The sequence below is a fragment of the Sphingomonas kyeonggiensis genome, assembly GCF_030812785.1.
In the GTDB taxonomy this organism is placed as follows: Bacteria; Pseudomonadota; Alphaproteobacteria; order Sphingomonadales; family Sphingomonadaceae; genus Sphingomonas; species Sphingomonas kyeonggiensis_B.
Genome location: NZ_JAUSTJ010000003.1, coordinates 1,062,729 through 1,087,705 on the forward strand (window position 1 = coordinate 1,062,729; position 24,977 = coordinate 1,087,705).

20 protein-coding genes are annotated in these 24,977 nt (G+C 66.8%); 9 read left to right on the forward strand and 11 right to left on the reverse strand.

All coding sequences use genetic code 11. From position 1 onward, the window contains the following. Positions 1 to 150 precede the first annotated feature (150 nt). On the reverse strand, positions 151 to 516 hold the full coding sequence (locus J2W22_RS22215) for a hypothetical protein (protein WP_307120464.1): 366 nt from the start codon (positions 514 to 516) through the stop codon (positions 151 to 153). A gap of 192 nt (positions 517 to 708) precedes the next feature. On the opposite strand from J2W22_RS22215, the gene rpsU reads away from it, so the two are divergent. Both rpsU and J2W22_RS22225 read left to right on the forward strand, forming a co-directional pair. Then, positions 709 to 909 (forward strand): 30S ribosomal protein S21, encoded by a 201-nt coding sequence (gene rpsU / locus J2W22_RS22220; RefSeq protein ID WP_116842203.1) that lies wholly within the window; start codon positions 709 to 711, stop codon positions 907 to 909. 79 nt (positions 910 to 988) lie between these two features. Then, a complete protein-coding gene (locus J2W22_RS22225) occupies positions 989 to 1,636 on the forward strand; it encodes an alpha/beta hydrolase (RefSeq protein ID WP_307120467.1) in 648 nt (215 codons plus the stop codon). 1,505 nt (positions 1,637 to 3,141) lie between these two features. Here the strand turns inward: J2W22_RS22225 and J2W22_RS22230 are convergent. Beyond that, on the reverse strand, positions 3,142 to 4,347 hold the full coding sequence (locus J2W22_RS22230) for a dimethylarginine dimethylaminohydrolase family protein (protein WP_307120468.1): 1,206 nt from the start codon (positions 4,345 to 4,347) through the stop codon (positions 3,142 to 3,144). Positions 4,348 to 4,948: 601 nt separating this feature from the next. Further along, positions 4,949 to 5,455 (reverse strand): helix-turn-helix domain-containing protein, encoded by a 507-nt coding sequence (locus J2W22_RS22235; RefSeq protein ID WP_221262736.1) that lies wholly within the window; start codon positions 5,453 to 5,455, stop codon positions 4,949 to 4,951. A gap of 307 nt (positions 5,456 to 5,762) precedes the next feature. Here J2W22_RS22235 and J2W22_RS22240 point away from each other — a divergent pair, with 307 nt between their 5' ends. From J2W22_RS22240 to J2W22_RS22250, 3 genes are all read left to right on the forward strand, one after another. Further along, on the forward strand, positions 5,763 to 6,428 hold the full coding sequence (locus tag J2W22_RS22240; protein ID WP_184168412.1) for a GntR family transcriptional regulator: 666 nt from the start codon (positions 5,763 to 5,765) through the stop codon (positions 6,426 to 6,428). Positions 6,429 to 6,665: 237 nt separating this feature from the next. Next, positions 6,666 to 7,325, forward strand: a complete 660-nt coding sequence (locus J2W22_RS22245) for a lasso peptide biosynthesis B2 protein (RefSeq protein ID WP_184168411.1) — start codon at positions 6,666 to 6,668, stop codon at positions 7,323 to 7,325. After that, positions 7,258 to 9,153 carry an asparagine synthase-related protein gene (locus J2W22_RS22250; protein ID WP_307120469.1) on the forward strand — a complete coding sequence of 632 codons (1,896 nt, stop codon included), beginning with the start codon at positions 7,258 to 7,260 and terminating at the stop codon, positions 9,151 to 9,153. Before J2W22_RS22245 ends, J2W22_RS22250 begins: the two co-directional genes overlap by 68 nt. Positions 9,154 to 9,763: 610 nt before the next feature. Here the strand turns inward: J2W22_RS22250 and J2W22_RS22255 are convergent. Beyond that, positions 9,764 to 10,804: an ornithine cyclodeaminase gene (locus J2W22_RS22255; RefSeq protein WP_183998592.1), complete on the reverse strand. Its 1,041-nt coding sequence runs from the start codon at positions 10,802 to 10,804 to the stop codon at positions 9,764 to 9,766. 124 nt (positions 10,805 to 10,928) lie between these two features. On the opposite strand from J2W22_RS22255, the gene J2W22_RS22260 reads away from it, so the two are divergent. Then, a complete protein-coding gene (locus tag J2W22_RS22260; protein WP_183998593.1) occupies positions 10,929 to 11,357 on the forward strand; it encodes an Lrp/AsnC family transcriptional regulator in 429 nt (142 codons plus the stop codon). Positions 11,358 to 11,403: 46 nt separating this feature from the next. Here J2W22_RS22260 and J2W22_RS22265 read toward each other — a convergent pair whose 3' ends face one another. The 4 genes from J2W22_RS22265 to J2W22_RS22280 all read right to left on the reverse strand — a co-directional run bounded on the left by J2W22_RS22265 (position 11,404) and on the right by J2W22_RS22280 (position 15,892). Beyond that, on the reverse strand, positions 11,404 to 12,702 hold the full coding sequence (locus J2W22_RS22265) for an MFS transporter (protein WP_307120470.1): 1,299 nt from the start codon (positions 12,700 to 12,702) through the stop codon (positions 11,404 to 11,406). A gap of 106 nt (positions 12,703 to 12,808) precedes the next feature. Then, positions 12,809 to 13,534, reverse strand: a complete 726-nt coding sequence (locus tag J2W22_RS22270) for an IclR family transcriptional regulator (RefSeq protein ID WP_307120471.1) — start codon at positions 13,532 to 13,534, stop codon at positions 12,809 to 12,811. A gap of 117 nt (positions 13,535 to 13,651) precedes the next feature. Then, positions 13,652 to 14,416, reverse strand: a complete 765-nt coding sequence (locus tag J2W22_RS22275; protein ID WP_307120473.1) for an SDR family NAD(P)-dependent oxidoreductase — start codon at positions 14,414 to 14,416, stop codon at positions 13,652 to 13,654. Positions 14,417 to 14,428: 12 nt separating this feature from the next. Then, entirely contained in the window at positions 14,429 to 15,892 is a 1,464-nt protein-coding gene (locus J2W22_RS22280) for an aldehyde dehydrogenase (protein ID WP_307120474.1), read from the reverse strand. 81 nt (positions 15,893 to 15,973) lie between these two features. On the opposite strand from J2W22_RS22280, the gene J2W22_RS22285 reads away from it, so the two are divergent. Together J2W22_RS22285 and J2W22_RS22290 are read left to right on the forward strand one after the other, a co-directional pair. After that, positions 15,974 to 17,155: a CaiB/BaiF CoA transferase family protein gene (locus J2W22_RS22285; protein WP_307120476.1), complete on the forward strand. Its 1,182-nt coding sequence runs from the start codon at positions 15,974 to 15,976 to the stop codon at positions 17,153 to 17,155. Positions 17,156 to 17,244: 89 nt separating this feature from the next. After that, the gene (locus J2W22_RS22290) at positions 17,245 to 18,123 is read left to right on the forward strand and encodes an alpha/beta hydrolase (protein WP_307120477.1); all 879 of its coding nucleotides are present in this window, start codon (positions 17,245 to 17,247) and stop codon (positions 18,121 to 18,123) included. Here the strand turns inward: J2W22_RS22290 and J2W22_RS22295 are convergent. The 3 genes from J2W22_RS22295 to J2W22_RS22305 are packed head-to-tail and all read right to left on the reverse strand — an operon-like array spanning position 18,092 to position 22,057. Beyond that, complete coding sequence (locus J2W22_RS22295; protein WP_183998601.1) at positions 18,092 to 19,366, reverse strand: purine-cytosine permease family protein; 1,275 nt, start codon at positions 19,364 to 19,366, stop codon at positions 18,092 to 18,094. The genes J2W22_RS22290 and J2W22_RS22295 overlap by 32 nt on opposite strands. Further along, positions 19,363 to 20,466, reverse strand: a complete 1,104-nt coding sequence (locus J2W22_RS22300; protein WP_307120479.1) for a DUF917 domain-containing protein — start codon at positions 20,464 to 20,466, stop codon at positions 19,363 to 19,365. The genes J2W22_RS22295 and J2W22_RS22300 overlap by 4 nt, the downstream gene beginning before the upstream one ends. Then, positions 20,456 to 22,057 carry a hydantoinase/oxoprolinase family protein gene (locus J2W22_RS22305; RefSeq protein ID WP_307120480.1) on the reverse strand — a complete coding sequence of 534 codons (1,602 nt, stop codon included), beginning with the start codon at positions 22,055 to 22,057 and terminating at the stop codon, positions 20,456 to 20,458. Before J2W22_RS22305 ends, J2W22_RS22300 begins: the two co-directional genes overlap by 11 nt. Before the next feature lie 178 nt (positions 22,058 to 22,235). On the opposite strand from J2W22_RS22305, the gene J2W22_RS22310 reads away from it, so the two are divergent. Continuing rightward, positions 22,236 to 24,947, forward strand: coding sequence for a helix-turn-helix transcriptional regulator (locus J2W22_RS22310; protein ID WP_307120481.1), 2,712 nt, complete (start codon positions 22,236 to 22,238; stop codon positions 24,945 to 24,947). The last annotated feature ends 30 nt before the right edge of the window (positions 24,948 to 24,977 follow it).

The following is a 24,977-nucleotide window of genomic DNA, read 5'->3' on the forward strand; positions in this document are numbered from 1 at the left end:
GTTTGACGTACCGTCTGCTGCACTGAGCAGCAGGCGGTACGCACCATCCAGGTAAGGGGCATTTGATGCGGACGAATATTCCTGACCTACGACCCGGGTCGTAGAGACGGCATCACGGAATGCCGGATCAGTTGATCTCCCGCTCGCGTGCTACAAGCCCATCCTCTTCAGCTTTGCTTCGATCTCTCCGGCCACGGCTTTGTTGCGGCTGACCTTGTTCAGAAGCGTCCAAAGCCGGGATGCGGCGTTGCGATAGGCTTGCCGCCTCGTGCGCCGCGCTGTGCGCGTGACATAAGGGGCGGGCAAATCGAGCTTGCGTTCTTCCGCTTCCAGGAGTGCCTCTACGACCGCCAAGGCGGCGCGAACGCCTTCGGCCCGACCGGCCCGAAACTCTGTGCTTTCCATCCTGCCCTTCACATCGATCCGCGAGAGACTCGCTTCAGCCCCCGCCTCGCCATGCAGGTTGGGGAAGCTTTCCGCCAGCGCCGCCCTGCGAAACGGCGAGATCAAACGCATGCGCCGATGATATGATGAGGCGCTGTCAGCTGGCCTCGTCGCGGGCTTCCGGAGGTCAGGGAGGAAGGTAGATTGGGCTGCGGCAGTGCCGCGGCCGCGGGAAAGCGCTTTGATGGCTTTGCCCCCGGGTGGGTTCGGCGCTAGAGCCGGCGGAATTCAGCAAGCGCCGCACCAGTTGGAAGCCAACCAAGCATGCAGATCATCGTTCGCGACAACAATGTCGATCAAGCGCTCCGCGCGTTGAAGAAGAAGCTGCAGCGGGAAGGCGTCTATCGTGAGATGAAGCTGCGCCGGCATTATGAGAAGCCTTCTGAAAAGCGGGCGCGTGAGCGCGCCGCGGCGATCAGCCGCGCGCGAAAGGCCGATCGCAAGCGGGCAGAGCGCGACAAGTAACAAGGGACGACACGCGCTGTCGTCTTCGACAAGAGGGTAGGGCACTGAATTGTCCGCTCTTCCCAGCGAAAGGATTTCCGTGTCGTTTGACGGCCCCCGCCTCGCTCCTCTCTCCGGTGCAAAACCGGATGCACTTGTCATTCTGATCCACGGATATGGGTCGAATGGGGACGACCTCATCTCCCTGGCTCGGATGATCCAGCCAGCGCTCCCCCACGCCGCCTTCGTGGCGCCCAACGCGCCAGCGCGGATGCCGGGGCTCGCCGAGGCCTATCAATGGTGGCCGATCGACACCTTTTCGATGGCGGAACGCGCCGCGGGGGCCGACGCGGCCGCGCCGGGGCTCGATGCCTTCATCACGCAGGAGTTGAAAGATGCCGGCCTGCCGAGCGGTCGGGTCCTCCTCATTGGTTTCAGCCAAGGGACAATGATGGCCTTGCATGTAGGGTTGCGTCGATCGGAGGCGCTGGCGGGGATCATCGGAATCTCGGGCATGCTCGTCGCGCCGGAGCGGCTTCCGTCGGACATTGCAAGCCGTCCGCCCGTGCTTCTCATTCACGGTACCGAGGATGACGTCGTACCGTTCCGCTCGATGAGCCTGGCATCAACGGCTCTTGCTGAGGCTAGCGTCCCGGTAGAGGCCCATGTTTCCCCAGGCGTGGCGCACAGCGTAGCGCAGGATGGCCTCGCGGCCGCAGCGGCATTCGCTAGCCGCCTCCTAGGCTAATGTCCCTGCGCGACGGGATCAATCCGGCCTGCGAACTATCGAGCCAAGTAGGCCGGGTGCGCCAATGTGAAACGCGCGCGCATGTCAGATGAAGCCACTGATATAAAGGAAAGCGGGTCAACTATGCTCGCCAACTATGGCGATACGGATCTTGGTCGTCGCTCGAGCATGGCACCTTGAAGGAAGCGGCACGTCCAACGACGTCACTATGAGCTTGAGCTACTCGCCCTCAAGCCAGATCGTCAGTCAGGTCCGCACCAACGACGCCTATGCGCGGGGTGGAGCATCTCAACGTCAATCGCCGCTATACGTCGAACGGCTTCAACCGGCTTGCCGCTTCCGGTGGCGTGGGCTTCAGCCGTGACTTGCGTGGCCATCTGACGTTCTCCCGGACTGATAGCTCGGATATTCCTCGGAGAATCTGCTGCTTATAATTTGTAGCCGCCCCGACGCGAATTGCTGTCCGTGGCCGGGGCGGCCCCTCACCGGTGTCGTCCGGGTGAGGACTTGCACCGGCATAGATGGAACCAGCGGGCGCGCTCATCGTTCCCTCCGCGTTCCGAAAGGGGCGCTGGGGCGCGCGCTGCTCTCGTCAAGTTTCTCGCGTCCCGGCTCTACCTTGACACGAATATGAGCTGCTTCCTGCACCTGTCAGCGAGATCGGCCGAGTTTCTGCGGTTGTGGCCGCCCGGTCCGCTATTATGGCTGGTCACTGCGGGCACCGGCGGACTCCTCATCTTATTTCCACGATAGGGAGACGGCACCGCAACTGGCCCGCCGTTGCCGAGCGCCCTCGGCGCCCAGCAGACAGCTTGCGGCGACGTTCCGGGCTCTACAGCGACTAGCGTGCCGCACGGCTCGCGGCTGCCAGGATCGCCGGCGCTGCCACGATCCTGCGCTGATGATAGCGAGTGAGCTGTCTGACGAGCAGGGCGGGCGGCTCAAGGCTGGGCGCGGCACGAGGAGCCGTTAGCCTCCGCTTGATCGGCTACTTGCCGAAGGCGTCAGAGCGAGACTGCCATCGACAGCAATAGGCCTATCCCAACGCCTTCCTGGTAGTGATTTTGGGACCCCCGCAAATCGTGCAGACATCGCTGAGTCGTTCAAAGTCGTCGCGCCCGACCAGCTCGCGCGCAGCCTGGTTTGCCTGGGATTTCCAAGAAAGGCTCAGCTTCTCGGAGATGCACTCGTCGCAGATCGGGGCCGGCGCCAGCCTCTCGATCAGGCTTCGGACGCGCTCCAAAATCGTGGGTGTTCCCTGCATTCCTCCCCCTATGAAGGGGATCCGACGCACGAGCAACGGACGCTCCGGAATGGACACACACAACCCGGAACCTGCGACGTCGCCGATGCGCGAACGCAGTTGGGCGATGACGGCGGGCTGACCCATGGATTGGCAAGACTCGGAAACGAGGTGATTCGTTCCTTGTTTGTTCCTAATGGGATGAACGAGTCAAGCGAGCGGCCGCCGGACGCTCGAAATCGGGCCTTGCAAGACGGGACGGTCAGGGGCCTTCGTGCAGCGGGTCGGTGCCGGGCTCGGGCGCGTCTCCCGGGCTCGAGCGCAGATCGTCGACGGGCTCGCCGAGCGCGGCCGCGATCATCCGCTGCCAGACCGCGATGTCGCCGGCGCGCTCCATCTCCGCATCGGGCTCGCGCAGCGTCTTGAGCACCGCGATCGCATCGCCCTCGAATTCGTGCCACCGGTCGTCGATCGCGCCTGCCGCATGGGCATCGTCGCCGTCGGCATTGGCGCTGAGACGCTGTCCGGCCAGCACCCGCGCGATCCGTTCGACCGCGCCCGTCGTTGCAATGTCCATATCCTGCTCCTCCACCGCGTTCCAACGATTGCCGCGCCCGGCGTTGCGGAGAGCCGGGCGCGCAAGCACGGGCCGCGATCTAGTCGCCGCCGCCCTGGCCGCGCAGATAGGTCTGGACCGCAGGATCGTGGAGCCGTCCAGCGAGAGGATGTTGCACCCGAGCTTGCGCGACTCCGCCTCCAGCGCCGGAAGGACCCGGATGCCGCGTGCCGCGAGCGCGGACAGGAACCCCTCCGGGAGCGCGTCGATGCATGCAAGCGCGGTATGCGCGTCGAGCATGCAGAAGATCGTATCGAGATGGAGGTGGTAGGCGTCGAACGGGCACAGCAGGACTTCCCAGCCATGGCCGCGAAACAACTTGCCCAGTACCTGTGCGCCGGCAAGGCTGGTCCGCTCGCCGGACCATCCGATGATCGCGAGCCCGTCGCGTGCGACACAGACGTCGCCGCCCTCGACGGTGCCGCCTTCGATCTGCAGCAGCGGCCCGCCGCCCCGATTGCCGAGATAGCGCGCTACATGGTCCACCTCGCGCTGCCGATGCGCCATCGCCGGATTGAGCAGCACCGGTCCCCACGGGGTAGCGACCGCGCAGTCGCGCGTGAAGCACAGGTCGGGAAGGTGGGGGAGCGGGTCGAGCACATGGCAACGCGTCCCGAGCTGCTCCAGCAACGCCTGCAACTGCCGGTGCTGCGCGAGCGCCTTGGCGGTATCGGTTTGATGGCCATCGCCCAGGCTGCCGCGCGTGACCGAGCAGCATGGCACCGGAGCGAGATAGGCGGGTCCGCACAGCAACACCTCGGATAGCGGATCGCTTTCGCTGCGGACCGACCAGCGCTCCGGATCGCGACGCGTGATCGCATGGGTTGGGTTGGTCAGGAATTCGGGTTTCATAGATCCTCGTCGAAGGCCCTCGCGGGTGCCTGCGCGCGCCGAAGCCGACGCGCGCCTGCGACCGGGGCCACCGTTCATAGGGCGGGCGCCCGCGCGCGATCGGGATCGTACGTGTTCGGCTACCCAACGTTCTGGTCACCGCCAACCCACAGGATCGCGCAAGGTTGCGGCCAAGCTCTGCAGTTTAACGTGCGTTAGGACGATTGGCTCGACGGAGCCGCATCGAGTATCATTTGCTTCGATGGTGAAGACCCCGAAGATCGACCAGAGACCTTTTCTACGCCCGATTTCATGTGGAAAATGCCGAGCAAAACAAAAGCTTGTTAAGGTGCGGCCTGTTCGAGGCTGCTAGTGTCGACGGTGATTGGAATATTGCCATGGACGACAAGCGAGTTTTGGTAGCGCAGGCCGCGCGCGGAGTCCCGGTTCGGCGCGCACAAGGCGATCGTGTACGATATTGGAACTTCTCTATGGGAAGCCGCCGACATAGTCGCGCGAGCGTGCTTAGCCTCCGATTGATCGGCTATCTACCGCAAGCTGGCGGAGGAGGCTAAACTGGCGGTGGCGCGTTGGTCCGGCGCCTGCTGCGCGTGGCCAGAAGCTAGTCCGCAGTCCGGCGGCCCAGTCGGCGGGTATCGAGCGGCCGTGCGCCCTGCACCTTGGAACTATGCTCTTTCATCCAGGTCTCGGCGAACAGGTCGCGCTTCGCGATATGGTCGCTCAAGTCCTTCGTAACCCGGGTGAAGGCGCCGATCAGCGTGCCGGGCTCGAGGAACGTGATGTCGTCGCCCAGCGTCTCGTTGAGCTCGCTCATCGCGATCATCAGAATCGTCATCAACTTATTGTCCGCGCAGCGCAGCGCAAATTCAGGGGACTTGAGCGCCAGCACTGCAATGATCGCGAATGGATCGCTGTTGGTGACTTCCGCGAACCGCACCAGCCGGTCGAAAGTGATGCGGCCGCGACCGGATTCAAAATGCTCATAGGAGCGGAGCGGCATGCCGAGCGCGCGGGCCACCTCGCTCGATCGCATGCGACGATCCATGCGGATCGCCTTGAGCGCAGTCGAAAGCAGGCTGATATCGGCGCGCTCCTCGGTGCTCTTCATATGCCTCCACGCTCTCCGTCTTCAATCGCGGTCGCGATTTCCGGAAGCCTAATTCTCGCACCCAATTGTTGCGTCGGGCTGTCGGCCAGTTCGCCCGGGAACAAGCGGGGTGGCATCAGGGAATGATACGCATTCTGCCAATATTTGTACGCTTTTCCATGCGGACGCGGCAACATTCCCGTAGAATTGGCGCACGCTGTGCCGATACAGGATCGGTTTTTGGTTCTTTGGCCGGAGCGGTGCAGCAGTTCTACCCATTTTGGAGGATATTGCTGGACGGGTTGTACTGCGAACCGATGCTGGCCAGGTGCAGGAGAAGTGGGGGATCGAACGAGGCGGGCGGGGCGATCCGTATGAACGTGCCTATCGCGGGCTGCGGCGGGATGTTGTCACCGGGGCAGTCCTGCCCGGCGACCAGATCGTCGTCATCGAGGCGGCGAAGCGGCTAGGCATCAGTCCGACGCCTGTGCGCGAGGCGCTCGCGCACCTGGCGGGCGAGCGCCTGATCGAGGACCGGCGCCGGCACGGCTATTTCGTGCCGCTGCCCTCCTGGTTCGACCTGGTCGAGCTCTATGATCTTTGCGAGCTGCATCTCGTCGCCGCGCTTCGCGAGGCTGGGCGCAGCGGTGCGTCGGCGCCGGTAGGCGCGACGGAGGTCGAGGCGACGAGCGTCCAGATGGATCCCCTGGGCGAAAAATTCGTAGCGGTGATGTGCTTGTCGCGAAACACCCGGCTCGTGCTTGCCGGTTGCAGTTTCATCGACTGCCTGGCCGCGGCGCGGCGCTTCCAGGTGGGGATCTATGGGGAGGACGAAGGGCTCGCCACTCTATCCGCATTGCTTAGCGCCGAAGACTGGCGACAGGCGGTCGCCGTCCTCTGCCGGATCCTGCGCCGGTGTCGTGGCCATGCCGAGCCGGTGGCGCGCGCGATGGCCGCGGCGCATCGCGCAAGAAATAGAGCCGATATAGTTTGAGAATAGAAAGGCAAGGGCATCTGCTGGGCCTGTCGCAATTCCGCGGCACGACAGTGGAGATCTATATGCAGACCAAGTCAGCACGGCTCGTCCACGTCGGGCAGGTGAGCAAGCTCACCAAGTCCGTCGTGCTCGTCCAGCCGAACGAGCCGGGCAGCATCCTGCTCGGCATTCCCACGCCGTAACGGCAGGTCTGGGGGCGACCGGTTCGGCCGTCCCCATTTTCCGGGTGCCGCCATGTATTATGGTCTCTCTCCCGACGTCTATCTCGCGGAGGTGGACGGCGATATCGTCCTGCTCGATGCGCGTGCCAATGCCTATTTCTGCCTGCCTCGCGTCCATACTCGCGGCGTGAAGGCGGCGCTGCTCGGGAACCACCGTTTTCGCCCAAGCGCCGACCTGCTGGATGAGCTTGAGGCAGCGGGGCTGTTCGGGCTGATCGACACGCCTGCTGATGCGCCGCCCGTCGAGAGCCGGGCGCGACGCGACCTATTTCGGCTGCCCGGTGCGCGTGCCCGGCTTACCCCTTGGAGGGCCTGGCTGCTTGTTAGGGCTGCGGTGCGCACGCGCCTGCGCCTCTGTCTGTTTCGCCCGCGCCGCTGGCTCGCGGTGGTTGCGCGCCGCAACGCGCATGGGCGAGAGGACGATGGCGAGTGCCTCCTAGCGCTGGCGCGCCTGGCGCGCGACATCCAGCCATTTGCGCCGGCGATGTCGAGCTGCCTGCCGAGCTCCTTATTCCTGCTGGATCTGCTCCAGCGCCATGGTCTGCGGGCGCGATGGGTGTTTGGGGTGCGCACCTATCCGTTCGAGGCCCATTGCTGGGTCGAGCATGATGATATTGTCCTCAACGACAGCCTCGAGCATGTCCGCTGGTTCACACCCATTGTCGCCGTCTGACGCCTATTCGGCGCTCGGTTATCTAGGGCTTTGCTGGGATCCGGTAGCCGAATCAGCCTCTCTTCGCCGCATCCTCGCAGCGCTGGCCGTGGAAGCACCCAGGCTAAAGCTACAGCTGTCGCATCCCGGGCTGATGGTGTTCGGCGAAGCGGACGCGCCGCGCTGGTCGGTAGATGGCGACCGTGAAGGGACCTTGGCGCTGATCGGCACGGCCTTCGATACGGCCAGCCTCGGCGAAGCCGGTGCTGCGGGTGCGCAACCGGACGGCCTGGCGGGCATGACTGACCTCGGGTTGCTGCGCGCCGCCTGGGGCGGGTTCGTTGCCATTCGCCGCCGTGGCGGAGGCTCAGGTTGGACCTTTCTGCGCGAGCCTGGCGGGACGGCTCCGGCGCTGATTGCCGAAGGCGCCGGGCTGGTTCTGCTCGCGCCCAGTCTGCCGCGCTGGTTGCGCGAGGCAGCCGGGATCGCGCCGCGGATCGATGTGCCGATGCTGGCACGCGCGCTCTTCAACCCCTTGCTCCCCACCTGGCGGTCGCTCCTTCAAGGCGTGCACCAATTGCCGGCGGGCTGCGCGATCGATTGGGACGGCCATGGCATCGGCGCGGCGCGAACGCTCTGGCCGGGCCACGAAGTGCTCAGCGATCCCGTGCCTGAGGATCCGACCGCCCCGGCGCACTTGCGCAGCACAGTCATCGGCTGCGTACGCGCGCTGGCGGCGCGTCACCAACGCGTGACGCTGGAGCTTTCAGGCGGCCTCGATTCTGCGATAGTGCTCGGCGCGCTGGCGAGCGCGCCCGAGCCTATCGATATCAGCTGCGTCAACTTCGCGGTCGCGCATGCTGGCGGCGACGAGCGGTCCGAGGCGCGTGCCGTCGCCGATCGCTGGGGCGTTCGGATGATTGAAGTCGCCGCCGATGCCAGGGAGCTGCGCTTCGAGGATTTGCTTCTGGGTGAGCAGCCGGTCGAGCCGGTCCTGTTCGGGCTCGACCCGATTCTAGAGCGTGCCAGCGTCGGGGTCGCCCAGGCGTTCGATTCGCACGCGATCTTCACCGGCCAAGGCGGGGATGCGATCTTCTGCAACTTGCCGACGCCGCTGGTCGCGGTCGATTATGCACGCGCGATGGGCTGGCGCGCCTTTGGGTCGCGCGTCGCCTATCATGCAGCCCAGCGCGCCCACTGCTCGATCTGGCGGGTGCAGGCGCTGATGCTTGTCGATCGCTTCGCGCCCTTGCGCCCGCCGCCGCAGTCGCTGCCGGGCATGCAATTGGGCGCGCGCGCCGCTGCGCTGGCTGGGCCATTGTCGCGCCATCCCTGGTTGGCCGGCGATGCCGGCATGGCGCCGGCCCGCCGGATGCAGCTCGGCGCGATCGCCAATTGCCAGCATTTCCATAGCCCGACCTGGCGAAGCGGCGCCGCAGCACTCGTTCATCCGTTGCTTGCCCGGCCGATCGTCGAGGCCTGCCTCGCCATACCCACCTACCGCTTGGCCCAAGGCTCGGGCAATCGTGCGCTGGCGCGCCAGCTCTTCGCCGACTGGCTGCCGGAGTGCGTCCGCACCCGGCGCGACAAGGGCGACGCCACCAATTATTATCGCCGGGCGGTCGCCGAGAACGTCCCATTCCTGCGCGAGCTGCTGCTGGACGGCGTGCTGGTCGCGCATGGCCTGCTCGACGGCGCCGGAATCGACACGGCGCTCAGCGATGCGAGCCTGATCTGGAGCTACGAGTCCCGGCTGATCGTTGCCTATGCGAGCTTCGAAGCGTGGGCGCGCTATTGGGGCTTGGAGCGTTCCGGTGACAGCGGTGCTTTTCGGGTGAGATCCATTTAGCGCCGGGCAGTAAGGCCTGCCAAGGGGAGGATTTGGGCAGGGTCTTATGAAGCTGCCCGCGCCCTTTGGAGCCTGCCTTCGAACAGGGGGCGTCCCATATTGGAGTCTTAGCCGGCGGCGTGCGCTCGCTGATTTTGTCGGTGTTCAGCTCCACATAAGCGAGGTTAGCGAACCGCCCAGGATGGATGGCTGCCAGGCCCATGCAACATCTCGTACGTGCTGCATGGATGGCGCTTGCCCCGGTACCGGACAGGTCTCAGGGCAAACGACGAGATCCTGCCCGGCCTTCGCATAACGCTTTTCGCTCGACTCGGTTTCCCAAGTAGAACGCGGGGACAGTGGCGCACGCCGGGCCTTGTTGCGAATGCGATAGGGCGTGTGTCTTGATTTGATATTGTCTCGGACATAATCTCCGAGAACGGCAGATTTCTGTCGTTTTCGCCGCTCGAGCTTTAGTCGATTGCTCGCTGGGGAGACCCAGCCTCCCCAACTCCTCCAAATGAGTTGTCGTCCCACTGGGACAGCGACAAACGCGCGATTCTCCTCCGAGATGCAATGTGGAACCGGCCGCACGGGCGGGTCGGCTGTATTGTCGGCCTGTTGGTGCTCATCAGGCTGCTTGCTGCTGCACTGTCTGGCGCCGGGCAACCAAAGAGAACAGGTCACGTGGGTCGTTCGGTTCGACGATCAGGTCGAGCCGGCGCAGGTCCTCGCGGCCCTCGATCAGTTCGTGGAGATAGGAAAGGGCGGAGAAGTCCTCGATCCCGAAGCCGACCGAGTCGAAGATGGTGATCTCGTCCGCCGTTCTGCGTCCTGCCGCTTCGCCGACGAAGACACGCCATAGCTCGGTTACCGGGAAGTCGGCCGGCATCTGCTGGATCTCGCCTTCTATCCGGGTCTGTTCGGGATATTCGACGAACACGGTGCCGCGCGACAGGATCGCCGGGGCGAGCTCGGTCTTGCCCGGGCAATCGCCTCCCACTGCGTTGATGTGGATGCCGGCGCCGATCATGTTGTCAGAGAGGATCGTGGCCTGCGCCTTGTCGGCGGTTACGGTGGTGACGACGTCGGCCCCCAGTACCGCCTCGGGTGCCGAAGCGGCCGCGACGATCTCGAAGCCCTGGTCGGCCAGGTTGACGCGGAACTTGGCGGTCGCCGCGGGATCGACGTCCCAGACCTGCAGGCGCTCGATCCCCAGCATCGCGCGGAAGCCGATCGCCTGGAACTCGGATTGGGCACCCAGCCCGATGATCGCCATCGTCCGGCTGTTCCGCCGGGCGAGATAGCGCGCCGCCAGTGCCGAGGTCGCCGCGGTGCGCAGCGCGGTCAGCAGCGTCATCTCGCTCAACAGCACGGGATAGCCGGTGTCGACATTGGCCAGCACGCCGAACGCCGCCACCGTCTGCAGGCCCAGCTTGGTGTTCTTCGGATGGCCGTTGACGTATTTGAAGCTGAAGCGTGCGCGGTCCGCCGCGGGCATCAACTCGATCACCCCGTCGGGCGAGTGGCTGGCATAGCGCGGCGCCTTGTCGAACTCTTCCCAGCGACGGAAATCGCTCTCGATCCGGTCGGCGATGCCGAGGATGAACGGCTCGACCCCAACCTGCTCGACCAGCCTGCAAAGATCTTCCACACCCATATAGATCGTCATGCCGCTGCCCTTCCTGTTCGCGTTCCGGGGAAATTAGCTCCGCATAGTGTCGAAAAAAATTGCCATAGTGCGCAGTTGATGGGTAAGCATTCGTCAAAATGACGGGTTGTGCTAGGCAATTTGCATGATTTTGCTCGACTCGCTCGATCGCCAGCTGATCTCGCTGCTCCGGGCCGATGGCCGCGCCCCGGTCTCGCGGTTGGCCGAGGCACTCAAGGTATCGCGCGCCACCGTGCAGGCGCGGCTCGACCGGCTAATCGAATCGGGCGCGATCCTGGGCTTCACGGTGCGCGCCGAGGAGCGGGGGGCGGGCGAGGGCGTGCGCGCGATCACCCTGATCGAAGTCGCCGGCGCCTCGACCAGCGCCGTGATCCGTGCGCTACGCGGCCTGCCGGAGATCACCGCCCTCCATACCACCAACGGCGCCTGGGATCTGGTCGCCGAGGTCCATGCGGATTCGCTCGTCGATCTTGATCGCATCCTGCGCGAGATGCGCACGGTCGAGGGCGTGCTCAACAGCGAGACGAGCATCCTGCTGCGCTCGGTGCAGTAATCCATTTGACCGTCATCCCGGCTTTCGCCGGGATGACCGCTAGAAACTAATCCCGCCCGCGCAGCAACCCGATCGCCACCGCCGCGATAACCCCGCCCGAACCCATCACCAGCGACACCGTCAGCAGCCCATGGCCCCCGGCGAACAGCGCCCCCGCAAGCAGCGGCCCCAGGATCGACCCACCACGCCCGACACCGATGACGAAGCCCGTCCCGCTCGCGCGCAGCTCGGCCGGATAGGTCTTGGCTAGCAGCGGGTAGATGCCGACCACGCCGGCGTTGATGAAGAAAGCCGCAACCGCGACGCTCAGCGAGAGCAGGGTCAGGTCGCGGAAACCGAGCCCGAACACGCCGATCGCCGCCACGCCGACCAGCATCGCGCCACCGATCAGCGGCCGGAGCTGCAGCCGCTGCGTGGCCAGGCCGATCACCAGCGCGCCAAGCAGGTTGCCGACATTGGCCGCCACCAGCACGCGCCCGGCCTGCGCCGCGTCGAAGCCCATGTCGACGATGATCTTCGGCACCCATTTCTGGATGTAGTAGAAGAATGTGATCTGGGCGAAATAGGCGATCGTCAGCAGGATCGTGACCGCACGATAGTCGCGCGAGAACAAGGCGAGGATCGACGGCCGGGCACGCGCTGCATCGGCCGGCGGCAGCGCCGTGATCGGTGCGCGGCGCAGGCGGGCGAGGGCGCGGTTGATCGCGTCCAGCGCCCCCGCCGGCCGCCGCGCCAGCAGCGAGTCGATCGATTCCGGCAGCAGGAACCAGGCGAGCGGCAGCGCCACCAGCGTCATCGTCCCGCCGAACAGGAACACGCTGCGCCAGTCGCCGCTGCCCGCCAGCAGCGACGAGGCGACCAGCCCGCCCAGGATCGCTCCGGTCGAATAGCCGGCGATGTTGAGCACCGTGTTCAGCCCGCGCCGTCGGCTGTTCGAGAATTCCGCGACCATCGCGCTGGTCGCCGAGAGCATACCCCCGATGCCCAGCCCGGTGAACAGCCGGATCGCCGAGAGCATCTCCACGCCGCTCGCATGCGCCGCCGCGAACATGCCGATCGCCATCACGCAGAGGCAGGCAAGGATCGTCGGCCGCCGCCCGATCCGGTCGGCCAGGTTGCCGAGCAGCACCGATCCCGCGGCCATGCCGATCAGCTCCATCGACAGCACCACGCCGAGCGTCGCCTTGTCGACACCCCATTCCCTCGCGATCCCGGGCGCGGCGAAGCTGATCGCCAGCACGTCGAAGCCGTCGAGCGCGTTCAGCGCGATGCAGACCGCGACCACCGCGATCTGCGCCAGCCGCATCGGTTCAGCGGCGATCGCCGCGCGGGGATCGTGGGACATGGCATTCCTCTCGTTGGAAACCGCGCCCCTGCCTGCATGGGCGGGGCATCGGGGGTGTTGTCGGTGGGTACTGCTGTTCCCCTCCCTTGCAGGGAGAGGAGTAGGCTCAGCCCAGCATCCCCACCTGCCGCTGCAGCACCGCGGCCATCTCCGGCCGCCGCTCCAGGCAGCGCGACACCGGCCCGACCACCACGATGGACAGCCGCCGCCCGGCCACCGGCAGCGGCAGGGCGACGCCCGCCAGGTCCGGGGTGTATTCGGCATTGCTCTGGTGCCAGCCACGCGCCGCCGCCTCGGCCAGGTCGGCCTCGATCCGCTCGGGGCTCATCGGCGTGGTCGGCGAATAGCCGGTGAAATCCACCTTGCGGTACAGCGCCTGGCGCTCCTCGGCCGGCATCTGGGCAAGCAGTGCGCGCCCCGCCGAGCTGGCATGGATCGGTACCCGGTCGCCAACCTGCGCGAAGTAGCGCACCGCATGGCGCGATTCCTTCACCGCCACGAACATCGCGAAGATACCCGCCGGTGCCGAGATCGCGGTGGTCTCGCCGGTCTCCACCGCCACGTCCTGCACCAGCTTGAGCACCTGCGGCGGCAGTGGATCGGCCTGCGCCACCTGCTCGGCCTGCTCCAGCCAGCGCGGGCTGGGATAGTGCCCGCCGCGCCCCTGCGGCTCGTAGAGATAACCCCGCGCCGCCAGCGTGCCAAGCAGCTTGAACGTGCTCGATCGCGGCCAGCCGAGATCGTCCGCAATCTCCGCCGCCGTCGCCGGCCGTCGCCGCTCGGCGAAATATTCCAGCACCTGAAGCGCGTTCTCCGCCTGCCGTACCGTCATCGATGCTGTCCGTCACAAAATGGAAGGGGCCGCGATATGACGCCACTTGCTGCGCGGCAACTGCGGGGCCTTCCATCCTCCCCCTCCGGGGGAGGATCTTGGAGGGGCGCCCCAAAATCACCGCGCGGTAAACCCGCCATCCACCGGCAACGCCACGCCGGTCACAAAGCTCGCTTCGTCCGAAGCCAGCCACAGCGCCGCGTCCGCCACTTCGCCCGGCTTGACCAGCCGGCCCATCGGCACCGCGCCGATTACCTTGGCTTCGTTCGCCGCCGCCTCGGCCGGATCGCCACTGCGCCCGGTGAAGCCGATCTTCATCGGCGTGTCGGCCAAGCCCGGGCACACCACGTTGACGCGGATATTGTCGCCGGCCAGCGCCAGCGCGAGGCTCTTGCCGAGACCCACTACGCCCCATTTCGCCGCCGAATAGATCGGGCTCATCATCGAGCCGACCAGGCCCGAGATCGACGAGGTGAAGATGATCGAGCCGCCGCCGCGCGCGCGCATGTGCGGCGCGACCTGCCCAGCGCCGAGCGCTGCGGACGTGATGTTGAGGTCGATCGCCTTGCGATAGGCATCCATGTCGAGATCCTCGACCGAGGCGGGGCCGGGCATGCCGGCATGCGCCCACAGGATATCCGCTCCACCCAGCGCTTCCACCGCCTGGTCGATGCTGCCCCGCGCCCCCTCGGGCGTTGAGAGGTCGGCGACGATCGGCACCACCTTGTCCGGTCCGAACTCGGCGACCAGCGCGTTCAGCGCTTCCGAGCTGATGTCGATCGCGGCCACCCGCGCCCCTTCGCGCACGAAGCGGCGGACGCCCTCGCGGCCCATGCCCGATGCGGCGGCGGTGACGATGGCGAGCTTGCCCTGCAAACGCATGACTTCAGTTCCTCAGTTGGCGAAGGGATCGGCGAACTTGCCGGTGGTGGAAATGACGGTGGTCTTGGTCTCGAGATAGGAATCGAGCGCCTCGATCCCGTTCTCCCGGCCCCAGCCGCTCGACTTCACCCCGCCATAGGGGGTGGACCAGCGGATATAGCGATAGGTGTTGACCCAGACGATGCCCGCCTCGATCCGGTTGGCCACCCGGTGGGCGCGGCCGACATCGCCGGTCCACAGGCCGGCGGCCAAGCCATATTGCGTGCCATTGGCGATCGCGACCGCTTCTTCCTCGCCGTCGAACGGGATGATCGCGGCGATAGGCCCGAAGATCTCCTCCTGCGCGATCCGCATTTCCGGCGCTACCCCGGCAAACACGGTCGGCGCGACGAAATAGCCGTCTCCGTCCAGCCGCGCGCCGCCGGACACCAGCTCGGCACCCTCCTCCTTGCCGATCGCGACATAGGAGAGCGTCTTGTCGAGCTGCAGCTGGTGCGCTTGCGGGCCCATATGCGTCGCCTGGTCGAGCGGATTGCCCACCCGTACCCGCGCGGCATTACGGCGGAAGCCTTCGACGACCTGCTCATAGATCGGCCGCTCGACCAGGATGCGGCTGCCTAGCGCGCAGCTCTGGCCGCACAGCGCCCAGGCCGATCCGGTCGCGGCGTTGAGCGCATTCTCCACGTCGCAGTCCGCGAACAGGATATGCGGCGCCTTGCCGCCCAGCTCGAACGAGAAGCGCTTGAGCGTGTCGGCCCCGGTCTTGAGGATCGTCTTGGCAGTCGCGCCTTCGCCGGTGAATGCGATCTTGTCCACGTCCGGGTGCGAAACGAGATGGGCGCCGGCGACCGGCCCGTCGCCTGGCACGACATTGACCACGCCTGGCGGGAAGCCGGCTTCCTCGAACAGCTTCGCCAGTGCCAGCGACGAGGCTGAAGTTTGCTCGGCAGGCTTGAGGACCAGCGCGCAGCCGGCGGCGAGGGCAGGGCCCAGCTTCCAGGCGGCGGCCATCAGCGGCACGTTCCACGGGGTGATCGTGCCGACAACGCCCACCGGAAGCCGGGTGGTGAAGGCATGGACGCTGTCGTCCATCGGGATCGTCCGCCCGCCCAGCTTGTCGGCCAGCGAGGCGAACCAGTGATAATATTGCGAGTGCAGCCCGATATCGCCGCGCGATTCCCGGATCGCCCGGCCATTGTCCTGTGATTCGATGCGGGCGAGCGCGTCGACCTGCGTCGCGTAGAGGTCGGCGAACTTGCGAATCAGCGCCGCGCGTTCCCACGGCGCCATCTTGCGCCACGGTCCTTCAAAGGCTTCGCGCGCCGCCGCGACGGCCCGGTCGATATCCTTTTGGCCGCCATAGGCGACCTTGCCCCAGGGCTTGCCGGTGGCAGGATCGATGCTGTCGCGAACGCCCCCGTCCAGGGGGGCGACCCATTCGCCGCCGATGAATAGGCGGTCGAAGCGATATTCCATGGCGGCCTCTAAAGTTTCCTATGCTGGACTAATTTGTCCACATATGGAAATCTGAGTCAAACGAATTTGTGGAGAGTTGCCGTGCTTCCCCTGCTCGAAGGCGTGCGTGTGATCGAAGTCGGCGCGGTGGTGCTTGGCCCCTATGCGGGCCAGATCCTCGCCGATCTCGGGGCCGAGGTGATCAAGGTCGAGCCGCTGGAAGGGGACATCGCCCGCCACGCCCATCCGCAGGGACCGGGGGGCGGGGCGCTGTTCGTCAACAATAACCGCAATAAGCGGATGCTGGCACTCGACCTCAAAAAGCCCGAGGGGCGGGCGGCGCTGGCAAGGCTGGTTGAGAGCGCCGACGTGCTGTTCCACAATATGCGACTGGACGCTTCCGAGCGACTTGGACTCGGATATGAACAGGTCATCGCGATCAACCCGAACATCGTCCATTGCGCGGCCACCGGCTTCGGCCGCGGCGGGCAGTATCGTGACCGTCCGGCCTTTGACGACATCATCCAGGCGGCGAGCGGTCTGGCCGGGCTCGCCGCCCTGCAGAACGGCACTCCGGCCTTCGCGCCGACCATCGTCGCGGACAAGGTCGCTGCCTTGCACGTGGTATACGGTATAGTTTCGGCCCTCTTCGCGCGCGAAAGGGGACGGCCGGGACCCTTCCGCGTGGAGGTGCCGATGTTCGAGGTGATGGTCGCCTTCCTGATGAACGAGCATCTCTCCGGCGCAACCTTTGCCAACAACGGCGTACCCGGGTATCCGCGCCTGCTCTCCCCCGATCGCCGGCCCTTCCGCACCGCCGATGGCTGGATCGCGGTGCTCCCCTATACCGAGCCGCAATGGCGCCGCTTCCTCGCCGCGATCGGCCGGGCCGAGGTCTGCGAGGAGGCTTGGTTCAAGTCCCCGGCCGAGCGCCAGGCCCATATTGGGGACCTCTACGCCATCGTCGCCGCCAGCCTTGAGGCGCGCGGCACCGATGCCTGGATCGAGGCGCTGGAGGCGATCGACATCCCTTGCTCGCGCGTGTCGATGCCCTTGGAATTGCTCGACGATCCGCACCTCAAGGAGATCGGCTTCTTCGACGTGCCCGAAGGTTTCCCGGTAGCCCGCATGATCCTCCAGCCGGTCCGGTTCACCGGTATCCCCCAGAACCCAGACACCCCGCCCCATGCCCTGGGCGAGGACAGCCGGGCCGTGCTGCTGGGCTGCGGCTATGACGACGCGGCGATCGACGCGCTGGTCGCGGCCGGGGTGGTCGCGGTCTAGCTACCCGAAAATCCTCCGCCTTACCCGCCGCACCCGATGGCAGCACGGCGCCAGACGGCGTTCAATCCCTCCCAAATCAGGAGGACAGGATGCCCAGATTGCTCGCCACCAGCGCCCTCGCGCTCTGTCTGCTGGCCGCCGCGCCAGCCGTTCATGCCCAGACCGCACCGCTAGCGGCACCCGGCTATGTTCTCCCCGATACCGAGACTTGGGAGCTCAAGAGCGCCGACGGTTATCCCTACCAGATCTTCGTCTCCAAGCCCGCTGGCCCGGCTCCCGAGGGCGGCTGGCCGGTGCTCCTCGTGCTCGACGGCAATGCGATGTTCGCCGGCTTCGCCGAGACCCGGCGGATGCACGAGTACATGAAGGCCGATCCCGGCAAGACGATCATCGTCGGCGTGGGGTACAAGACCGACAAGGCCTATGACATCCGCCGCATCCGCGACTTCACCGGCGGCCCGCCGCCGCCGCCCTGGGACGTCTCGCTCGCCAAGGCGCCCTATGGCGGCTGGGACCCGTTCCTCGATTTCCTCACCGGCCCGCTGCGCAGCGAGCTCGACCGTCGCTACACGATCAACCGCGATCGCCAGGCGCTGTTCGGCCATTCGCTGGGCGGCCTGTTCGCGATCCACACGCTGTTCACCCGGCCGAGCGCCTTCCACGCGCTGATCGCCGCCAGCCCCTCGCTGTTCTGGCATGACCGCGAGATGCAGCAGGAGGAACGCGCCTTCGCCACCGCGCTGCAATCGGGCAAGACCCCTAAGGTCGGCCGGCTGATGGTCGTCTGGGGCGAGCGCGAGGAGACGATCCTTGAGCGCTGGGATGCCGAGGCGTTCGTCCGCCGGATGGACCCGCTATCGGCCTATGGCCTGCGCCTTCGCCACGAAGCTTATGACGACGAAGTCCACATCACCGTGCCTGCGCGCGCGGTGACCTCTACGCTGCGCTTCGCGTTCGCCTGGCCTTGAGCAGCACCCCGTAGATCGCCGCGGCGACGATCGTCGCGTCGAGCGCCGGCACGGTGGTGAGCGTCCAGCCCTTATAGGCGCCGAGCACGCCCACCACCACCGAGATCCCCCAGGTCGCGATCGCCCGCCAGTCGAATCTGGGAAGACCGAGCAGCGATTCCGCCGCGTCGGCAGTGCGGTAGCGCGTCCAGGCGTCGATCACGTAGATCGCGGCGATCGGCGGGATGATCAGACCGAGGAACAGCACGAAGGGAATGAACGCCTCGAGGATGCCCATCAGCGCCAGGATCGTGCCGATCACACCGCCCGCCACGGTGAACACCCATTGCCGCACCTTGGGAAAGGTGCTGCCGAGCGACAGGCTCGACGAATAGAGGTTGAGCGCGTTGATCGTCCAGGTCGGCAGCAGCAGCAGGAACAACACCGGGGTACCGAAGCCATAGGCAGTCACCAGCTTCATCACGCTGGTCTCGTGCGTTGCCAGTGCCGGGATCGCGGCGGCGGTCATCATCAGCGGCGTCGCGATCGGGAAGGACAGCGCCATGCTGGCAATCGCCCCGCGCCGGGTGCGGGTGAAGCGCGACAGGTCGGGCATCGTCGCCACCGCGAGCATGTACGCGCCGATCAGCGCCGAGATCGCGATGCCGAGCGTCATCGGCTCGGGCGGATTGGGATCGGCCGCGGTAACGAAGCCGTGCGTCTGCAGCGTCATCACCACTACCGCCAGCAGGATCGCGGCCAGCACGGGTACCGCGACCAGCGCCAGCCGGTCGAGCGCACGGAAGCCGATTACGGTCGATCCCATCATCAGCACGCTGCCGAGGATGACGAAGGCAGTGAAATTGCCCGGCAGGCCATTGGCCTTTGCCGCCTCGACCATCGCCTCGCCGAAGAAGGAGGCGTTCACCCCGAACCAGCAGAAATGGATCAGCGCGATCACCGTGTTGATCAGCGCCGCCCCGCCGGTGCCGAACGAGCGGCGGACGAGGAGGTAGGTGGAGAGCCGGGTGCGGACGCTGACGATCGCGGTCATCGAGCCGCCGACGCACAGGATGAGGCCCGCGATCACCGCGGCGATCACCGCGCCGGAAAAGCCCAGCGCCAGCGCGTTATGCGAGCCGTTGAGGAAGTCCGGCAGGCCGATCGAGAAGCTGGCGACGATCAAGCCCACGCGCCATCCGGGAACGGTGATGCCCTGGGGCACCGGCGAATGGGCATAGGCGTCGTCAGCTTCGTGGCTCATCCGCGGTTCCAGCCGTTGAGGTCCTCAATGAGACGATAGGGTTCGCTAAAGCCGAAGGCACTCGGCCCGACAAAGGTCAGCGCCCGCTCGGCACGCAGCACCGCCGGCGCGGCGGCGCCGACCACCTTGACGCGCTGGCCGAATTTCAGTCGCTCGGTGACGATGCTGTCGGCGGTCTCGCGGTCCATCACGGTGATCAGGTCGGGCACCATCGCGCGAACCTCGCCGTTTACCCGGGCAATCAGGTTCTCGTTCTGGAATTCCAGATCCATCCGCCCTTCGCCCCCGAACCCCTCGATCACGACATGGCCGACCGAGAAGCCGCCCTTGGTCTCGCGCTCGACATCGACGACCTTGCCGTCGAAGATCGTGCCGGCAAAGGGATACAGCCCGCTGGCCATCAGCGCCTTGTGCAGCGCCTCGAACGGGTCCTCGCCCGCCGCGCGCGCGATGCGCACCGTCGCGCCGATCGCCACCGCCGCCGAGATGCTGCCGCCGATCGCGTGGCGCTTGGCCTGCGCGCCGGTCAGCGGATATTCGACCATATGGGCGTTGCCGCCGAACTCGATCGAGAGCTGCCGCGCCACGCGCTCATGCTCCAGATTGTCGTCGGTCTCGATCAGCCGCAGCTCGCCATTGGCCGAAGTGACGACGGAGGGGCAGGCGGAGAGCCCGTCGATGCTGAACACCGTCATCTGCGATTCCGGGAAGGCCCGGCCCATGCCGTCGGCATCGACTACCGGGATGCCCAGCTCGGCCGCGGCGAGCAAAGGCGCCAGGCCGTTACCGCCGCCGATCTCGATCGGCATCACCGCATCGATCGGGCGACCGTAGATCCGCTCCAGCTCGCGCAGGCCGAGCGAAGCCTCCTGGCCATTCGGCAGTTTCTCGGCCGACACCGTAGGCGCGCCGATCCAGCCGCACGGTGCGATCAGCGCATCATCGGCCAGTGCATCGAGCGCGACCAGGTTGAACGGGCCCCGCCGTGCGATCTCGGCCTCGCCGAGCAGCTGCGAATAATAGGGATCGCCGCCGCCGCCCGAACCGAGGAAGGCGGCGCCGGTGGCGAGGTCGAGCAGCGCCTGGCGATCAATGCGCATGGGCGGCCAGGGCAGGGGTGCCGGCAAGATCCGCGACGGCGCGGACACGGACCTGCGCGGCGCGGCCGGGCAGATAGCTCAGATACACTTCGTCCATCTCCACGATTTCTACGGTCTCGGGAATGCCGCCGGCTGCGATCGCCTGATCGCGCGCTTCGGTCTGCAGCCGTTCCAGCGCAGCCTCGCGCGGCTCGCGATCGAACGACACGACCTGGTCGACCATCGCGCCGACCTGGGCGATCGCCGCACCCACGGCATTGGCGACGGCGGCGTGCGGCGGGCGCACCACCCGGGTGGCGCCGTGCAGGCTGTCGGGCACCAGGAAATTGCCGCCGCCCACGGTCAGGAGCACGACTTCGCCGCGGCTGGTCTTCATCCGGTCGACCGCTTCCTCGAGCATCGCCTGCATCCGCGCCCACACTGCGTCGCGCACGCTCTCGGAGAGCGCCGGCAGCTTGGCCGGATCGCCGAAGCGCGCGCGCCCGGCGGCGACCGCGACATCGCTGGCGGTAAGCGTGGTGCCGCCGAACAGCCGGGCCTGCTCGGTGATGCTGAAGCCCACCGAGTCCGGCCCGACGCGCAGCTCCTCCGCGTCGATCCCCTCGGCGCCATAGCGCGCCGGATCGAGATGGATGCGCGTGCCGCCGCCCAGGCCGAGCGCCAGGATGTCCGGCATGCGGAAGTTGATCCGCACCCCGCCGATATCGACCGCGACCGAGGATTCGCGCGGAAAGCCATTGGCGAGCACGCCCAGATCGGTGGTGGTGCCGCCGACATCGAGCACGATCGCGTCGCGCACCCCGGTAAGGAACGCCGCGCCGCGCATCGAATTGGTCGGCCCGGATCCGATCGTCAGCACCGGATAGGCCGCGGCATGGGCTGCGGAGATCAGCGTGCCATCATTCTGCGAGAGATAGAGCGGCGCATCGATGCCGATCTCGGCCAGCGCCCGCTCGAACGAAGCGACGACATGCGCCGCGAGGCTTCCCAGCGCGGCGTTGAGGATCGCGGCATTCTCGCGCTCGACAAAGCCGATCCGGCCCAGCGTATGCGACACGGTGACCCGTGCCTCCGGATGCTCTTCCGCTACCAGCGCGGCGGCACGTTCCTCCATCGACGGGTTCACCGGCGCGAATACGCTGCTGATCGCGATCGAGTCGATGCCCATCGCGCGCAGCTCGCGTGCCGCATTCCGCACCGCCGACTTGTCGAGCGGCGCGATCTCGCGCCCGTCGAACTCGAAGCCGCCGGGCAGGAGATAGGTCTTCGCGTCGATCTGTGCGGACAGTGCCTCGGGCCAGCCAGTCATCGGCGGCAGCGCTTCGCCGGCGGGGCTGGCGAGCCGCAATATGCCCACCCGGTCGAGCTTGTTGCGCTCCACCAGCGCGTTGGTGAAATGGGTGGTGCCGATCATCACTGACGCCACTGCCTCTGGGGCGACACGCCCATCGGCCAGCACCGCGCGGATCGCGGCGGCAACGCCCGATCCGACATCGGCCGTCGTCGGCTGCTTGGTCCAGGCGACCACCTCAGCCCCGTTCATCAGCACGGCGTCGGTATTCGTTCCCCCGACATCGACCCCAATTCGCACGCTACACCAATCCTTTGGCACGCCCCATAATCCTTGCGAGCTAAGGGCCGGCAGCTTCGCCGCGCAATGCGGGAAACGGGTGCGCGGGGTCGGCGAACGGGTAATCGGGGCGCCCGGACGGGTAAGTCGCTCCCGCGCCTGCCATCTTCTTGTACCGTCTTCGGTCTAGCGAATCGGCATGGGTGGAGTAGCCGCGATAGACGAACTGATTCCGACCAAGGTCGCGCCGCCATTGTGGATGGGCGACCAGATCCGCCGCGATGCGCTGCTCGACCGGCTCGACGGCGCGCTCGGGCGGCGGCTCACGCTCATCCATGCGCCGGCGGGTTATGGCAAGACCAGCCTGCTCGCCCAGTGGCGCCGCCGTTTCGAAGGTGGCGACCGGCTCGTCGCCTGGCTCACGCTCGAGCGCGACGATGCCGATGCCAAGCGCTTGGCGCAGTACATCAGCTATGCGATCAGCGGCGAAGGCGAGGAGGAAGGCGAGCCCGCTTCCTCCGGCATGCCCGCGCGTGCGGCGCTGTCGGCGATCATCAACCGGCTGGCCCGCGATCCGCGCCAGGCGGTGCTGATTCTCGACGATCTCCACTGCGCGGAAAGTGTCGAAGTGCTCGATTTCCTCCAGTCGCTGATCCGGCTGGCGCCGCGCAACTGCCACTTCATCATCGCCTCGCGCGATTATCCTCGGCTCGGCCAGGCGATGCTCGCCGCCGAGGGGCAACTGCTCGAACTCTCCGCCGAGGACCTGAAATTCTCCAGCCCCGAGGCGGAGGAGATGCTCGCCCGCGCCGAGGGCATGCCGCTGGGCGACGACGATGTCCGCAGCCTGATCGAGCGCACCGAAGGCTGGCCGATCGCGCTCCAGCTCACCCTGTTCTCGCTCAAGCGCGGCATCGACCGGAGCAGCTTTGTTGGCGGGGCAGGGGGCTCCGGCTCGGAACTGGCCGGCTATCTCTCCGAACAGGTACTGATGTCGCTGCCCGAGGATGTGCAGGAAGTGGTGTTGCGCACGTCGCTGCTCGGCCAGGTGACCGGTGAGGCGCTCAACCTGATCTGCGATCGCCAGGATGGCGGGCTGCTGCTCGAGCGGCTGGAGCAGCAGGGCGTGCTGCTTTCCCCGCTGTCGCCAGCGCGCGATGCCTGGCGCTATCACCAGCTCTTCGCCGAATATCTCCGCCAGCGCCTCGCACGGCGCGACATCGGCCAATATCGCATGCTCCATCAGCGGCTGGCGCTGTGGTTCGATGCGCGCGGCGAGACCGCGGACGCGATCAGCCACGCGATCGAAGCGGAGGACAGCGCGCTGCTCGCCGGGGTGCTGGAGGATGCCGGCGGCTGGCGGCTGATCCCGCAGGGACAGCTTAACCTGGTCGAGCGCGGCCTTGCCCGGCTGAGTGCCGCCGAGATCGATGCCAGCCCGGCGCTGGTGCTGGCCAGGCTCTATCTCGACATGAAATGCGGCCGGATGGACGCGGCGCGCCTCGCCTATGATCGCCAGGTCGCGCGATCGGAGCAGGAGGACACTTCGCCCGATCTGTGGACCGAGATCCGCGTCGTCGGCGACATCCTGGCCGAATATGAGAACCAGCCGATGGTGCTGGAAGACCTGCTCGCCCGCGAGGCGCTGCTGCGCACTCTGCCGGCCGACGATCACCTGATCCTTGCCAATGTCAGCGAATCGCTGGCGTCCAAATATTATGAGGGCGGCTGGCTGGAGCGCGCGATGGAGCCGACGCTGGCGGCCCGCGCGCATTACCAGGCGATGGGCTCGCCCTATAGCGAGCTGTTCACCCGCTTCCACGAAGCGCGCATCCGCGAGGCGCAGGGGCGGCTGAAGGATGCGGTGACGGTGCTCGCGGTGGCGCGCGGCGAGATCGAGGCGGATTTCGGCGCGCGCTCCGATCTCGCCGCCAATTGCGCCGCGTTCGAAGCGGAGCTGCTCTACGAGCAGGACCGCGCCGGCGAGGCCAATGCGCTGCTCGAATGGGCGCTGCCGCACATGGAGCAGTCGGACGGCTGGGTGGACGTCTATGCCGCCGCCTATTTCACTGCGGCGCACAGCGCGGCCGATGAGGGTTCGCTCGATGTCGCCCGTGCGCTGCTCGCCCGTGCTCGCGGCGTCGCCCAGCGCCGTCGCCTGCGCCAGTTGGAATTGCTCGCCGAGCTGTGCGAGCTCGAACTGCTCCTGCGCGACCCGGCCTCGCTCGGCGAAGCCCGCGCCTTCGCCGCCACGATCGGTCTCGATGCCCAGGCCGATGCGATGGCCGAGGAATCGCCGATCTATCGCCCGGTGGCCGTCGCCGCCGCGCTCTGCCGGGTCCGCCTCCAGCTGTTCGCCGGCGCCCACCACAGCGCGCTCGACGAGCTGGTCGTGATGGGCCGCTGGGCCCGCCAGCATGGTGCCGGCCGGCTGCTGATCGATCTCAACCTGCTCAAGGCCGAGGGCTATCGCGCGATCGGCGAGGCGGGGAAGGCGCAGGCCTGTTTCGATGAGGCCGTAGGCACCGCGATGTTCCAGGGCATCGTGCGCCCGTTCCTCAATGCGCGCGCCTTCGTCCAGCGGGCGCTGGAGGAAGCGCTCGCGGCCACGCCGGACCGGTTCCGCGCCCAGTTCCTCAAGACCCTGTCCAAGGCGATGGGCAGCGCCCGCGCGCCCGCGCCGGCCCCCGACGCGCTCAACGATGCCGAAGCGGCGATCCTGCGCCATCTCAGCCAGGGCTACTCCAACAAGGAGATTGCCCGGCTGATCGGCATGTCGCCCGATACGGTGAAATATCGGCTCAAGGCGGTGTTCCGGAAGATCGGGGTCAACAAGCGGCGCGATGCGGTTCGGGTGTCGCACGAGCGCGGGCTGATCGACGGGGGCGATGTGGGCTCGGGCGCGTTCTGATCGGGCCGTTCCTCCAGACAGGGTAAAGCC